This window comes from Kitasatospora sp. NPDC036755, assembly GCF_040636595.1.
In the GTDB taxonomy this organism is placed as follows: Bacteria; Actinomycetota; Actinomycetes; order Streptomycetales; family Streptomycetaceae; genus Kitasatospora.
Genome location: NZ_JBEZUT010000233.1, coordinates 1 through 13830 on the forward strand (window position 1 = coordinate 1; position 13830 = coordinate 13830).

Genomic DNA, 13830 nt, shown 5'->3' on the forward strand with positions numbered 1-13830 from the left:
ACCTCCCGGACGACGCCCACCGGGCCGGCCCCGGTGGACCTGGCGGCCCGGGTGGACGAGTTCGCCGAGGGCTTCGCGCCGGGCGGCCCCGCCGCGTACACCGTGCCGGACGCCGCGCAGCGCCGGGCGCTGGCCGACGGCGTCCTGGGCCTGCTCGACGGGCAGCCCGAGCAGGCGGACCGCGCGCTGGCCCGGGTCGGCTACCGGCGCACCGAGTTCACCGAGGCCGTCACCGGCCGCCGGGTGGCCGAGCTGGCCGACGCCACGGCCGAGTCGAGCCGCGGCTGGGGCCGGGTCTACCTGGACCTCTCGGCCCGCGCGGCCTGGTCCGTGCAGGTGCCGCACCCGGTGTCGGACGCCCGTACCGAGGCGCTCGGGGTGGACGTGTTCCGGGCCGCGCCGGGCGGTGTGCTGGTGCTCGCCGGGGCGCACCGCCGGGCCGGACCGGACGGCTCCTCGGACGTCGCGCACCGCACCGACACCGTCTTCGCGGCCGTGATCGAGGCGCTCGCCGGACGCGGGGTGCCCGGCATCCAGGTGCACGGCTTCGACGAGGGCAGCCTGCCCGGGCAGGACGCGGTGGTCTCGCCCGGCGTCGGGCAGCCCGGGACGGCCGCCGAGCTCACCGCCGGCGGGCTGGGCCGGGCCGGGTACGCGGTCTGCCGGGCCTGGCGGGAGAAGTGCGGGCAGCTGGGCGGCACCACCAACGTCGAGGGCCGGTTCGCGGCCGGCGTCGGGGTGCCGTGGCTGCACGTCGAGCTGGGCAACGGGCTGCGCACCGAGCCGGCCCGGCGCGCGGTGGTGGCCGGGGTGCTGGCGGACACCGCGCGCGGCTGGGGGCCGAGGCCGTAGGGCCGGCCTCAGCAGGGGCGGCGGCGCAGATCCATCACGTAGTCGTGCGGGGCGCCGGCGCTCTCCGCGGCGTCGGCGATCAGGCCGAGGTAGCGGGCCGCGGGCAGCCCGCCCTCGTAGTCGTTGAGCACGTACGTCCAGACCGGGATGTCGCCGTCCAGGGTCTGCGCGCGCAGCTTGATCTTGCGGTAGATGCCGAGCTGGACGCCCTCCCAGCGGTCCAGCCCCTCCTCGTCCATCGGCGCGACGTCGTACAGCGAGACGAAGACCTGGTCCTTCTCGTCCTCGACGACGGTGGCCAGCGAGCCCTCCCAGCCGAGCTGCTCGCCGCCGAAGGTGAGCCGCCAGCCGGCGAGCCACCCCGTGCCGCGCAGCGGGGAGTGCGGGGCCCGGCGGGTCATCTGCCGGGCATCGAGGTTGGTGGCATACGCGGCGTAAAGGGGCATGGGGGCCAGCGTAGCCCGGGCGGCGGGCGGGCCGCGGCGACTGGACGAAGGTACGGAAGCCCGGACCCCGGCGTGGCACCGGTACCGGCGTGCGGGACAATGGGGAACGTGACTCGGATCGTGATCATCGGTGGCGGACCCGGCGGCTACGAGGCGGCCCTGGTCGCCGCACAGCTCGGCGCGGAGGTGACCGTCGTCGACACCGACGGTCTGGGTGGATCGGCGGTGCTCACGGACTGCGTTCCGTCGAAGACCCTGATCGCGACCGCGGAGGTGATGACCACCTTCGACAGCTCGTACGAGGAGCTGGGCATCCTGGTCGCGGACGACACCCCGCCGGTCGAGCAGGCCGCCCGGGTGATCGGCGTGGACCTGGGCAAGGTCAACCGCCGTGTGAAGCGCCTGGCCATCGCGCAGTCCCACGACATCACCCAGTCCGTCACCCGGGCCGGCGTCACCGTGCTGCGCGGCCGCGGCCGGCTCGGCACCGGCGGGCAGGCCGTGGACGGCTCCCGCGAGGTGCTGGTGGACGCGCCCGACGGCTCCGTGCAGTCGCTGCGCGCCGACGCGGTGCTGATCGCCACCGGCGCCCACCCGCGCGAGCTGCCGGACGCCCAGCCGGACGGCGAGCGGATCCTCACCTGGACCCAGGTGTACGACCTGGAGGAGCTGCCCCGTGAGCTGATCGTGGTCGGCTCCGGCGTGACCGGCGCCGAGTTCGCCGGCGCCTACCAGGCGCTCGGGTCCAAGGTGACCCTGGTGTCCAGCCGCGACCGGGTGCTGCCGGGTGAGGACCCGGACGCCGCCGAGGTGCTGGAGGACGTCTTCCGCCGCCGCGGCATGAACGTGATGGGCCGCTCGCGCGCCGAGAGCGTCAAGCGGATCGGCGACCGGGTCGAGGTCATGCTGGCCGACGGCAAGGTCATCGAGGGCACCCACTGCCTGATGGCGGTCGGCTCGATCCCCAACACCTCCGAGATGGGCCTGGAGGAGGCCGGGGTCAAGCTCAACGACTGGGGCCAGATCCAGGTCGACCGGGTCTCCCGCACCAGCGCCCCGGGCGTCTACGCGGCGGGCGACTGCACCGGCGTCTTCATGCTCGCCTCGGTGGCGGCCATGCAGGGCCGGATCGCGATGTACCACGCGCTCGGCGACGCGGTGCAGCCGCTGAACCTCAAGACCGTGGCCTCCAACGTCTTCACCGACCCGGAGATCGCCACCGTCGGCTACACGGCGGCCGACGTGGAGTGCGGCAAGATGGACGCCGTCGTGGTCAAGCTCCCGCTGCGCGGCAACCCGCGGGCGAAGATGCAGGGCATCCGGGACGGCTTCGTGAAGCTGTTCTGCCGCCCGGGCACCGGCATCGTGGTCGGCGGCGTGGTCGTCGCCCCGCGGGCCAGCGAGCTGATCCACCCGATCGCGCTCGCGGTGGACGCCAATCTGACGGTCGAACAGGTGGCCAGCGCCTTCACCGTCTACCCGTCCGTCTCCGGTTCGACCGCCGAGGCCGCCCGGCAGCTGCACGTTCGCAAGCGGGCCGACGGCGAATCCTGAGCGTCCGGCGCACAGTTGAGGGCGGCCACCGATCGGTGGCCGCCCTTTTCGCGGGCACGTCCGTCACCCGGACGGCGGGCGCAGTCCCGGTCCGGATGGCGGCGCGTATTCTACGGTCACGCGCCGCTCGTGCGTGAGCAATTCCCGCTACTAGCTGCAAACGCCTGAAAGCAGACGGTCACGCAGGTTACCGTCGGTTCTGTGTTTGCTGCAGAACGTCGCCAGTTGATCCTCGAAATGGTGCGCGCCAACGGAGCCGTCTCGCTCCGGGAGTTGGCCCGCGTCGTCCAGACCTCCGAAGTGACCGTGCGCCGTGACGTGCGGGCGCTGGAGGCAGAAGGGCTCCTCGACCGCCGGCACGGCGGCGCGGTGCTCCCCGGCGGCTTCAGCCGCGAACCCGGTTACCCGCAGAAGACCCACCTGTCCGCGGCGGAGAAGAGCGCCATCGCGGACCTCGCCGCCGGCCTGGTGGAGGAGGGGGACGCGGTGGTGGTCGGCGCCGGCACCACCACCCAGGAGCTGGCCCGCCGGCTGGCCCGGGTGCCCGGGCTGACGGTGGTCACCAACTCGCTGCTGGTCGCGCAGGCGCTGGCGCACGCCAACCGGGTCGAGGTGGTGATGACCGGAGGCACCCTGCGCGGCTCCAACTACGCGCTGGTGGGCAGTGGCGCCGAGCAGTCGCTGCAGGGGCTGAGGGTCAACAAGGCCTTCATCTCCGGCAGCGGGCTGACGGCCGAACGGGGGCTGTCGACGGCGAACATGCTGTCCGCGAGCGTGGACCGGGCCATGGTGCTGGCGGCCGCCGAGGTGATCGTCCTCGCCGACCACACCAAGCTCGGCGCGGCCGGCATGTTCCAGACCGTCGCCACCGAGACCATCACCCGGCTGGTCACCGACGAGCAGGCCACCGCGGACGACGCCACCGTCCGCGAGCTGGACGCGCTCGCCGACTGCGGGGTGCAGGTCGACCTGGCCCCGCTGGGCGGACCGAGCGGGGACGTCCCGGTGCACGGCACCGGCAGCGGCCCGGTGCACCAGACCCAGCCCGGCCCGATGGCCCGCCGCGGCGGCCCGCCCCCCGGCGGCGCCCCGCTGCCCGGCCAGCGCCGCCCCGGCGCGCACGGCGGGCACGCCGGTCCGGGCGGCATGCCCGCCCGGCTCGCCGAGCTGGGCCTGCCGCGCGGGCGCTGAGCCGCACCCGGAGGAACCGGGCCCGGCCCGTCGAACCGCCCGCGGAAACGGGACCGGTCCGCACACCCCGAGGGGCGTACGGACCGGTCCGGGAGCCGGGGCCCGGCGTCAGTCCTTGATCTCGCAGAGCGCGGCGCCGCTGCTGACGCTCGCGCCGACCTCGGCCTTGAGGCCGGAGACGGTGCCCGCCTTGTGGGCGTTCAGCGGCTGCTCCATCTTCATCGCCTCCAGGACCACGATCAGCTCGCCCTCGGCGACGACCTGGCCCTCCTCCACGGCGACCTTGACGATGGTGCCCTGCATCGGCGAGGCCAGGGTGTCGCCGCTGAGGGCCGAGCCGGCCTTCTTGGCGCCCACCCGGCGCTTGGCCTTGGCGGAACCCGCGGCACCGGCCGCCGGGGCCGCCGTGACGCCCAGCGAGGACGGCAGCGAGACCTCGATCCGCTTGCCGCCGACCTCGACCACCACGGTCTCCCGGGTCTCGGCCTCGTCGCCGTCACCGGCCGCGCCGGCGAACGGCGGGATGGTGTTGTCGAACTCGGTCTCGATCCACCGGGTGTAGACCTTGAACGGCTCGTCGCTGCCGTGCACCTCGGGCGCGAACGCCGGGTCGGCGACGACCGCCTGGTGGAACGGGATGGCGGTGGCCATGCCCTCCACCCTGAACTCGGCCAGCGCGCGGCGGGCCCGCTCCAGGGCCTGCTTGCGGTCGCGGCCGGAGACGATCAGCTTGGCCAGCAGCGAGTCCCAGGCCGGGCCGATGACCGAGCCGGTCTCCACGCCGGAGTCCAGGCGCACGCCCGGGCCGGACGGCGGGGCGAACAGCGTCACGGTGCCGGGCGCGGGCAGGAAGTTGCGGCCCGGGTCCTCGCCGTTGATGCGGAACTCGAAGGAGTGGCCGCGCACCTCGGGGTCGCCGTAGCCGAGCTCCTCGCCGTCGGCGATCCGGAACATCTCGCGGACCAGGTCGAGGCCGGTGACCTCCTCGGTGACCGGGTGCTCCACCTGCAGACGGGTGTTGACCTCCAGGAAGGAGATCGTGCCGTCCTTCGCGACCAGGAACTCGCAGGTCCCGGCGCCCTCGTAGCCGGCCTCCTTCAGGATGGCCTTGGACGCCCGGTACAGCTCGGCGTTCTGCTCGGCGGTCAGGAACGGCGCGGGCGCCTCCTCGACCAGCTTCTGGTGGCGGCGCTGCAGCGAGCAGTCACGGGTGGAGACGACCACCACGTTGCCGTGCTTGTCGGCCAGGCACTGGGTCTCCACGTGCCGCGGGTTGTCGAGGTAGCGCTCGACGAAGCACTCGCCGCGGCCGAAGGCGGCGACGGCCTCGCGCACCGCGGACTCGAACAGCTCGGGGATCTCCTCCAGCGTGCGGGCGACCTTGAGGCCGCGGCCGCCACCGCCGAAGGCCGCCTTGATGGCGACCGGCAGGCCGTGCTCCCGGGCGAAGGCGACGACCTCGTCGGCGCCCGCGACCGGGTCCGGGGTACCGGCCACCAGCGGGGCGCCGGCGCGCTGCGCGACGTGCCGGGCGGTCACCTTGTCGCCGAGGTCGCGGATGGCCTGCGGCGGCGGGCCGATCCAGATCAGACCCGCGTCGAGGACGGCCTGGGCGAACTCGGCGTTCTCCGACAGGAAGCCGTAGCCGGGGTGGACGGCGTCGGCGCCGGAGTCGGCGGCTGCCTTGAGGACCTTGGCGATGTCCAGGTAGCTGGTAGCGGGGGTGTCACCGCCCAGCGCGTAAGCCTCGTCGGCCGCGCGGACGTGCAACGCGTCCCGGTCCGGCTCGGCGTACACGGCGACGCTGGCGATACCGGCGTCCGAACAGGCCCGGGCGACGCGGACGGCGATTTCCCCGCGGTTGGCGATGAGCACCTTGCGCACTGTGGCTCCCTTCTTGAACCTCGTTGAGTTTATGGATTCCCGGGCAGTACCGGCGAGTAGCCCCGGGTTGTGAACTATCCCACACGCTCGGTGATGGATTTCCCGGCCCGAGGACGGCCCCTCGGGCGACTTCGCAGGTCGGTGCCGGTCCGCCCGGATCGGCGGGGGCCACAGCGGGTGACCGCCCGGCGGCGTGGCGGGAGGTGGCGTGGGCCACACTCTCGTGCGGCGGCTCAATCGGCGCCCGAGCGGATCTCGGGCCGCCGCAGTGCCTCGGCCGTCACGTCGGCCGCCACCTCGACCATGTCCGGCCCGTACGCCTCCGGGTTGACCACCCGCAGGACGAGCGCGAAGGTGCCGTCCCGGCCGTACGTCCGGGCGAGCCGGCGGTGGTGCGCCACCAGGTAGCGCACTCCGGCCTGGTTGGCGGTGCCGGTCTGGCCGGAGACCAGGAACACCGGGCGGCCGCCGTCCGGGGTGGCGATCCGGGCGAGCAGGACGTGCGTCCGGTCGTGGCCGGCGCCGAAGTCCAGCTCGCCGACCAGGATCACGTTGGAGCCCCGCTCGGGACCGGAGGTGACGGTCACCCCGGGCAGGCCCCAGGCCAGGTGCGCGGCCATCCGCTCGTTGCTGACCGGACCGCCCAGGCACAGCTCGGTCTTGGCGCCCAGGCCGCGGTGCGCGGCGTCGTGGGCGACCAGCTCGGGCCGCGCCCCGCACTCCTCGACCAGGCCGGCCAGCCACATCAGCGCGTAGGCGTCGCGCCGGGTGACGGTGTGGGCGTGCGAGCCCGTCCCGATGCTGCGCGGCACCACGATCAGGCACTCGCTGCCGGCCGGCAGTCCGAAGAACTGCCGCACCCGCTCGACCTTGCGGCGCCGCCGCAGCACCTGGGCCAGCCAGCCGAGGGCGGCGCTGATCGCGCTGGCCACGAGGCCCAGCACCACGTTGAGCACGCTGTCGGTCACCGCCGTCCTCCCTTCCGCGTTCGAGACCGCGGTCAGCCTATGGGGGAGGAATCCGGCTGTCGTCGGCCGGTTGTCCCAGGTCTGTCGCCCGGATTTTGTCGGATCCGGACCGTCCGGTCAGCCGTCGGTGCGGGCCCAGAGGTCCGTGATGCGCACGTCGAGGTCGGCGAGCAGCCGGCGCAGCAGCGGCAGCGAGAGGCCGATGACGTTGCCCGGGTCGCCGTCGATGCCGTCGACGAACGGCGCCGACCGGCCGTCCAGGGTGAACGCCCCGGCCACGTGCAGCGGTTCGCCGGAGGCGACGTACGCGGCGATCTCCGCGTCGTCCGGGGTGCCGAAGCGGACGGTGGTGGAGGCGGTGGCCGAGGACTGCCGGCCGGTCGCGGTGTCGATCACGCAGTGGCCGGTGCGCAGCACGCCGGCGCGCCCGCGCATCGACTGCCAGCGGGCCAGCGCCTCGGCGGCGTCGGCGGGCTTGCCGAGGGCCAGGCCGTCCAGCTCCAGGACGGAGTCGCAGCCGATCACCAGCTCGCCGTCGGCGAGTTCGGCGGCGACGGCCTTCGCCTTGGCCTCGGCCAGGACGAGCGCGAGCTCGGCGGGGGTGGCGGCGGTGATCGCGTCCTCGTCGACGCCGCTGACCACCACGCGCGGGTCGAGGCCCGCCTGGCGCAGCAGTCCGAGGCGGGCGGGGGAGGCGGAGGCGAGGACGAGGGCGCGCTGGTCGGTCATGGCCACCAGCCTAGGGGGTGCCGGTCCTGGGGACGGCTGTCCGCCATTCGGGTGAACGGCTCAGGTGAAGGAGCGGGAGAGCATGATCAGCACGGCGCCGACCAGCACCAGGGCGGCGAGCACCCGGCCGGCCCGCTGCATCCGCTTCTGCATCCGACGGGCCTCGGGCGAGGGCTCGTCGCGGGGATCTGACCAGAGCACCCGTCCAGAGTGCGCCGCGCCGGGCCGCGGGCGCCTGAGTATCCGTACTCATGTTCCGGGCAAAGCGGGCGCCCGGAACGCGCGGAGAGGGAGGCCGGCGGTGCCGGCCCCCCTCTCGTGGGCGGGGACTTCAGTGCGCCCAGCCCGAGGTCCGCCAGGCGTTCACGCCCGGGCGCACGGCGGGGCGCAGCAGGCGGGCGCGGTCGTTCCAGGGGGAGGCCGGGCCGGCACCGGCCAGGCGCGCCGCCTCGGCGGCGGCCTGCGCGGCGGCGGCCCGGGCCTGGACCACCGCCAGGACGGTGGCCAGCTCCTCGGGGGTCGGCTGCCCGTGCAGCACGTGGATCGGGGACATGGCTGGTTCTCTCCCGACAGGGACGGGGCCTACAGGGGGATGTTGCCGTGCTTCTTCGGCGGCAGCACCTCGCGCTTGCCGCGCAGCGCCCGCAGGCCGCGGACGATGTGGCGGCGGGTCTCGCTCGGCGCGATCACCGCGTCCACGTAGCCGCGCTCGGCCGCCAGGTAGGGGTTCAGCAGGGTGTCCTCGTACGAGGCGATCAGCTCGGCGCGCTTCTCCTCGACGGTGCCGGCCGCCTCGGCCTCGGCGATCTCCCGGCGGTGCAGGATGTTGACCGCGCCCTGCGCGCCCATCACCGCGATCTGCGCGGTCGGCCAGGCCAGGTTGAGGTCGGCGCCCAGGTGCTTGGAGCCCATGACGTCGTACGCGCCGCCGAAGGCCTTGCGGGTGATCACGGTGATCAGCGGGACGGTGGCCTCGGCGTAGGCGTAGATCAGCTTGGCGCCGCGCCGGATGATGCCGTCCCACTCCTGCTCGGTGCCGGGCAGGAAGCCGGGCACGTCGACGAAGGTCAGCACCGGGACGTTGAAGGAGTCGCAGGTGCGGATGAAGCGGGCGGCCTTCTCGCTGGCGTTGATGTCCAGGCAGCCGGCCAGGTCCATCGGCTGGCTGCCGACGATGCCGACGGACTGGCCCTCGACCCGGCCGAAGCCGGTGATGATGTTGCCCGCGTACAGCGGCTGGGTCTCCAGGAACTCGCCGTCGTCGACGATGTGCTCGATCACCTTGCGCATGTCGTACGGCTGGTTCGCCGAGTCCGGCACGACGGTGTCGAGTTCGAGGTCCTCCTCGGTGACCGTGAGATCGGCCTGCTCGGGGTAGGACGGCGGGTCGCTCAGGTTGTTGGAGGGCAGGTACGAGAGCAGGCTCTTGACGTACTCGATCGCCTCCTTCTCGTCCGAGGCCAGGTAGTGGGCGTTGCCTGACTTGGCGTTGTGGGTGCGCGCGCCGCCCAGCTCCTCCATCGCGACGTCCTCGCCGGTGACAGTCTTGATCACGTCGGGGCCGGTGATGAACATGTGCGAGGTCCGGTCGGCCATCACCACGAAGTCGGTGATCGCGGGGGAGTAGACCGCGCCGCCCGCGCAGGGGCCCATGATCAGCGAGATCTGCGGGATGACGCCGGAGGCGTGCACGTTGCGGCGGAAGATCTCGCCGTACAGGCCGAGCGAGACCACGCCCTCCTGGATCCGGGCCCCGCCGGAGTCGTTGATGCCGATGACCGGGCAGCCGGTCTTCAGCGCGAAGTCCATCACCTTGACGATCTTCTCGCCGAAGACCTCGCCGAGCGAGCCGCCGAAGACGGTGAAGTCCTGGGCGAACACGGCGACCTGACGGCCGTCCACGGTGCCGTAGCCGGTCACCACGCCGTCGCCGTACGGCCGGTTCTTCTCCTGGCCGAAGTTGGTCGACCGGTGCCGGGCGAACTCGTCGAACTCCACGAAGGAGTCCTCGTCCAGCAGCTCCGCGACCCGCTCGCGGGCGGTCAGCTTGCCCTTGGCGTGCTGCTTCTCCACGGCCTTCGCGGAGCCGGAGTGCACCGCCTCGTCCAGCCTGCGCCGCAGGTCGGCGAGCTTTCCGGCGGTGGTGTGGGGGTCGTACGACGCCTCGGTCATCCGGTGGCTCTCCCTGATCCATGGCCGCGACCTGTTCGAGTGCGCGCGGGGCCGGGTGGTGGGCCCGCGCCTGAGGGCAGGGCGGCGCTACGAACTACCGCTGGGCAGCGTAGCCAGCGCGGAGGGCGATGCGGCACGTCCCGGCGTCATGACCCTCGACACAGTGTGTCCCCGCCCGTTCTGCGGGACGATGGGGCGGCCTGGGCCCCGTACCCGGGTACCCGATCTAGTGTTTTCCCCATGACCGCACCCGAGACCCCCCGCCGCAGCGGACTGCGCGGCTTCGGCCACGCCGGACCGTCCCCCTGGACCGACCTGGACCGTCCGCCGCTGGACGAGGAGGCGCTGCGCCGCGACCTGATCGTCCCGGACGGCCTGTGGACCTCCCTGGACGTCGTCGCCGAGACCGGCTCCACCAACAGCGACCTCGCCGCCCGCGCCGCGGCCGGCGCCGGGCAGGGCGCGGTGCTGGTGGCCGAGGCGCAGAGCGCCGCCCGAGGCCGGCTGGACCGGGCGTGGACGGCCCCGCCCCGCTCCGGGCTGTTCCTGTCCGTGCTGCTGCGCCCCGAGGAGGTGCCGGTCGAGCGGTACGGCTGGCTGCCGATCCTGGTCGGGGTGGCCGCGGCCAGCACGCTGGGCCGGGTCACCGGGGTCGAGGTCGGGCTGAAGTGGCCCAACGACCTCCAGACGGAGATCGACGGCGCGGAGCGCAAGCTCGGCGGCATCCTCACCGAGCTGGCCGGCGGCGCCGTGGTGGTCGGCATGGGCCTCAACGTCTCGCTGCGCGCGGAGGAACTGCCCGTCCCCACCGCCGCCTCGCTCGCGCTGGCCGGCGCCTCGACCACCGACCGCGGCACCCTGCTGCGCGCCCTGCTGCGCGAGCTCGCCGAGCTGTACCGGGAGTGGACGGCCGCCGCGGGCGACCCGCACGCCAGCGACCTGCTGCGCGCCTACGTGGACCGCTGCACCACGCTCGGGCGCCGGGTGAAGGTGCACCTGCCGGGCGACCGCGAGCTGGTCGGCGAGGCGGTGGCGGTGGACGGCGACGGGCGTCTGGTGGTCCGCACGCCGGACGGCGTGCGCCGGGCGGTCGGCGCGGGCGACGTCGTCCACGTGCGCCCCGAACCCCGCCCCCAGCCCCGCTGAACGGCACTCTTCACCTCCCCTTGACCCGGGCTGATGCCCCGGATCCGACGATTCCGTGCGAACATTCCACCTGGCAGCGGTGTGAGGCGCGCCACTGCCCGCCCGGGTGGCGGACTGCGCGCCCGGACAGGTAGGACACGAGGCGAGTGCGGCGATCGCACGGGGACGGACCGGTGGCAGAGGACGGCAGCAGCGGCGCGACGGCGGGCGGCAACGACCCCACGGTCGCGCTCGAACTGGAGCGCCTGATCCTGGACGCGCCGCGCCGCTACACCCCGTACCAGGCCGCGCGCGCCGCCGACGTCCCGATGGAGCTGGCCACCCGGTTCTGGCGCGCCATGGGATTCCCGGACATCGGCCAGTCCCGGGCGCTCACCGACGGCGACGTGATCGCGCTGCGGCGCCTGGCCGGCCTGGTCGAGTCCGGGCTGCTCAGCGAGTCGATGGCGATCCAGGTGGCCCGCTCCACCGGCCAGACCACGGCCCGGCTGGCCGGCTGGCAGATGGACACCTTCCTGGAGAACCTCACCCAGTCCGCCGAGCCCGGGCTGACCCGGGCCGACGTCGCGTACCCGCTGGTCGAGCTGCTGCTGCCGGAGCTGGAGCAGTTCCTGGTGTACGTCTGGCGGCGCCAGCTGGCGGCCGTCACCGGCCGGGTGGTGCAGGCCGCCGAGGACCACGAGATCACCAGCGGGCGGCTCGCCGTCGGCTTCGCCGACCTGGTCGGCTTCACCCGGCTGTCGAGGCGGCTGGAGGAGGAGGAGCTCGGCGAGCTGGTCGAGACCTTCGAGAACACCTGCTCGGACCTGATCGCCGGCCAGGGCGGCCGGGTGATCAAGACGCTGGGCGACGAGATCCTCTACGTCTCCGAGGACCCGGCGACCGCCGCCGAGATCGCGCTGAGCCTGATCGAGGCGCTGGCCGAGGACGACACCATCCCGCCGCTGCGGGTCGGCATGGCCTTCGGCACGGTCACCTCGCGGATGGGCGACGTCTTCGGCACCACCGTCAACCTGGCCAGCCGGCTGACCTCGATCGCGCCCAAGGACGCGGTGCTGATCGACGGCGAGTTCGCCGCCGCGCTGGAGCAGCACGGCAGCGTCGCCCCGGCAGACTCCGAGGGCCCGGGGCTGGCCGAGGCGCTGTCGGCGGCGGTCGGCATGCCCGCCTCCGGGCTGCCGATGCCGAGCCCGGAGGTCGGGGCCCGGTTCCACCTGCAGCCGATGTGGCGGCGGCCGGTGCGGGGGCTCGGGCTGGTCGAGCCGTGGCTGCTGACCCGGCGGCCGAAGGGCGAGTAGCGGCCGGCGCGCGGAGCACGCGGTCGGCGGGTGGTCCGCGGCGCGTGCGCGGGGGCGTGTGCGCGGGCAGGCGGGGCAGACGCACGCCTGCGATGGCATTTTCCCGGGCGCGCTGTTGCCGGGCACGTTCCCGGGGTACGGCTCTCCGGGGTGTCGAGCGGTTGAAACCCGTACGGTCGACTGCGGGTCTCCCCGGGCAAACGGGGCATAACCGAACGAAACCGCCATAGTCTTGGTGCAAGCGGCCGGTCGGGTGCGGCCGGTCGACGGGGGTCTGGCAGGACCGGGCACAGGGAGCGAGGCGAGCCGGTGAGCAGCGAGGCGATCATGACGGACCGCGACTGCGTCTGCGGCGGTTCCCGGCATCCCGACCCGCTGCCCGACCTGAGGCTGCAGTCCGTGGTCGAGCTGGCGCAGGACATGGCCACCGCCCTCACCCCGCTGGAGGCCGTCCGGTCCGCCGCCGTGCGGGCCACCGAGGCGCTCGGCGCCACCATGGCGGCCGTCTCGGTCTGGGACCGCGAGTCCGGCCGGCTGCGGGTGCTGGTCAACCACGGCGACCTGGCCCCGGGGGAGGAGGAGCTGCCCGAGGACGAGTCGTACCCGGTCGCCGACTTCCCCGAGATCGTCACCTACCTGGAGGAGCGCTGGACCACCGGGCGGCTGCCGCGCGCCTGGCTGCAGAGCGCCGAGAACAGCGAACCGCACGCCGGGCACGCGCACCCGACCGCGGGCGCGTACTGCCAGGAGCGCGCCGCGGCGCTGCGCCGGCGCGGGCGGGCCTGCTGCGTGGTCGCGCCGATCGTGCTGCACGGCCAGGCCTGGGGCGAGCTCTACCTCGCCCGGTCGGCCGGGATGCCCGAGTTCACCGAGGCCGACGCCGACTACGCCACGCTGCTGGCCGCCCAGGTCTCGGCCGGGTTGGCGCAGACCGAGCGCCTCGCCGACCTGCGCAGGCTCGCCTTCTCCGACCCGCTCACCGGCCTGGCCAACCGGCGCGCCGTCGACGCCCGGCTGGAGGACGCACTGCGGGCGCACAACCGGGACAACACCGTGGTCTCGCTGGTGGTCTGCGACGTCAACGGACTGAAGCGGGTCAACGACCAGCTCGGCCACGAGATGGGCGACCGGCTGCTGGAGCGGTTCGCCCACCAGCTCTCGCTGGCCGCCGCCAAGCTCCCCGGCAGCCTCGCCGCCCGGCTCGGCGGCGACGAGTTCTGCCTGCTGGTGGAGGGGCAGAAGGCCGACGAGGTGGTCGCCGTCGCCGAGGAGCTGTGCGCCCGGGCGCTCGCGCTCTCCGAGGGCGAGGGCGTGGCCTGCGGCGTCGCCTCCACCGGGGACTCGATCGGGCCCGTCACCACGCCCGACCGGCTGTTCCGCCTCGCCGACGCCGCCCAGTACCGGGCCAAGGCCGCCCGGGCCGCCCACCCCGTGGTGGCCGGGCGCAGCCACGGCCCGGGCTTCTCGCCCGACCCCACCGTGCTGCTCGCCGACGCCGCCGACCCGCACCACCGGGCGGACGGGCGGCGCGGCCGCGGCTACCTCTCCCGGGGCGCGCCCTCCCAGGACCTCGTGCTGGCGATCAGGATC

General features: G+C 74.2%; 13 protein-coding genes. 6 read left to right on the top strand and 7 right to left on the bottom strand.

The window, feature by feature from the left end; genetic code table 11:
* The coding region (locus AB0E96_RS28595; protein ID WP_359828509.1) for a hypothetical protein at positions 1 to 852 on the top strand (852 nt) is incomplete at its 5' end.
* Positions 853 to 860: 8 nt separating this feature from the next.
* On the opposite strand, the gene AB0E96_RS28600 is transcribed toward AB0E96_RS28595, so the two are convergent.
* Positions 861 to 1298: a gamma-glutamylcyclotransferase gene (locus tag AB0E96_RS28600; protein ID WP_224284955.1), complete on the bottom strand. Its 438-nt coding sequence runs from the start codon at positions 1296 to 1298 to the stop codon at positions 861 to 863.
* A 99-nt stretch (positions 1299 to 1397) separates the two neighbouring features.
* Here AB0E96_RS28600 and AB0E96_RS28605 point away from each other — a divergent pair, with 99 nt between their 5' ends.
* Positions 1398 to 2852, top strand: a complete 1455-nt coding sequence (locus tag AB0E96_RS28605; protein ID WP_359828511.1) for an NAD(P)H-quinone dehydrogenase — start codon at positions 1398 to 1400, stop codon at positions 2850 to 2852.
* 201 nt (positions 2853 to 3053) lie between these two features.
* Positions 3054 to 4043: a DeoR/GlpR family DNA-binding transcription regulator gene (locus AB0E96_RS28610; protein WP_359828512.1), complete on the top strand. Its 990-nt coding sequence runs from the start codon at positions 3054 to 3056 to the stop codon at positions 4041 to 4043.
* A gap of 108 nt (positions 4044 to 4151) precedes the next feature.
* Here AB0E96_RS28610 and AB0E96_RS28615 read toward each other — a convergent pair whose 3' ends face one another.
* The 6 genes from AB0E96_RS28615 to AB0E96_RS28640 form a co-directional block, all read right to left on the bottom strand.
* Positions 4152 to 5927 (bottom strand): biotin carboxylase N-terminal domain-containing protein, encoded by a 1776-nt coding sequence (locus AB0E96_RS28615; RefSeq protein WP_359828513.1) that lies wholly within the window; start codon positions 5925 to 5927, stop codon positions 4152 to 4154.
* Positions 5928 to 6160: 233 nt separating this feature from the next.
* Positions 6161 to 6895 carry a hypothetical protein gene (locus AB0E96_RS28620; RefSeq protein WP_359828514.1) on the bottom strand — a complete coding sequence of 245 codons (735 nt, stop codon included), beginning with the start codon at positions 6893 to 6895 and terminating at the stop codon, positions 6161 to 6163.
* 117 nt (positions 6896 to 7012) lie between these two features.
* On the bottom strand, positions 7013 to 7624 hold the full coding sequence (locus AB0E96_RS28625; RefSeq protein ID WP_359828516.1) for a nucleoside triphosphate pyrophosphatase: 612 nt from the start codon (positions 7622 to 7624) through the stop codon (positions 7013 to 7015).
* Positions 7625 to 7684: 60 nt separating this feature from the next.
* Entirely contained in the window at positions 7685 to 7825 is a 141-nt protein-coding gene (locus AB0E96_RS28630; RefSeq protein WP_359828518.1) for a hypothetical protein, read from the bottom strand.
* Between the two features lie 130 nt (positions 7826 to 7955).
* Positions 7956 to 8177 carry an acyl-CoA carboxylase epsilon subunit gene (locus AB0E96_RS28635; protein WP_359828520.1) on the bottom strand — a complete coding sequence of 74 codons (222 nt, stop codon included), beginning with the start codon at positions 8175 to 8177 and terminating at the stop codon, positions 7956 to 7958.
* 29 nt (positions 8178 to 8206) lie between these two features.
* On the bottom strand, positions 8207 to 9796 hold the full coding sequence (locus tag AB0E96_RS28640) for an acyl-CoA carboxylase subunit beta (RefSeq protein WP_359828522.1): 1590 nt from the start codon (positions 9794 to 9796) through the stop codon (positions 8207 to 8209).
* A 240-nt stretch (positions 9797 to 10036) separates the two neighbouring features.
* On the opposite strand from AB0E96_RS28640, the gene AB0E96_RS28645 reads away from it, so the two are divergent.
* The 3 genes from AB0E96_RS28645 to AB0E96_RS28655 form a co-directional block, all read left to right on the top strand.
* Positions 10037 to 10942 (top strand): biotin--[acetyl-CoA-carboxylase] ligase, encoded by a 906-nt coding sequence (locus AB0E96_RS28645; protein WP_359828524.1) that lies wholly within the window; start codon positions 10037 to 10039, stop codon positions 10940 to 10942.
* 173 nt (positions 10943 to 11115) lie between these two features.
* A complete protein-coding gene (locus tag AB0E96_RS28650) occupies positions 11116 to 12240 on the top strand; it encodes an adenylate/guanylate cyclase domain-containing protein (protein WP_359828525.1) in 1125 nt (374 codons plus the stop codon).
* A 327-nt stretch (positions 12241 to 12567) separates the two neighbouring features.
* Positions 12568 to 13830: sensor domain-containing diguanylate cyclase (locus tag AB0E96_RS28655; protein WP_359828526.1), on the top strand; the 1263-nt coding region annotated here is incomplete at its 3' end.

Bases quoted from the DNA above. Each gene is read 5' to 3' on its own strand.
- AB0E96_RS28600 (WP_224284955.1), bottom strand. From the start codon at position 1,298: ATGCCCCTTTACGCCGCGTATGCCACCAACCTCGATGCCCGGCAGATG.
- AB0E96_RS28605 (WP_359828511.1), top strand. From the start codon at position 1,398: ATGGGGAACGTGACTCGGATCGTGATCATCGGTGGCGGACCCGGCGGC.
- AB0E96_RS28625 (WP_359828516.1), bottom strand. From the start codon at position 7,624: ATGACCGACCAGCGCGCCCTCGTCCTCGCCTCCGCCTCCCCCGCCCGC.
- AB0E96_RS28635 (WP_359828520.1), bottom strand. From the start codon at position 8,177: ATGTCCCCGATCCACGTGCTGCACGGGCAGCCGACCCCCGAGGAGCTG.
- AB0E96_RS28640 (WP_359828522.1), bottom strand. From the start codon at position 9,796: ATGACCGAGGCGTCGTACGACCCCCACACCACCGCCGGAAAGCTCGCC.
- AB0E96_RS28645 (WP_359828524.1), top strand. From the start codon at position 10,037: ATGACCGCACCCGAGACCCCCCGCCGCAGCGGACTGCGCGGCTTCGGC.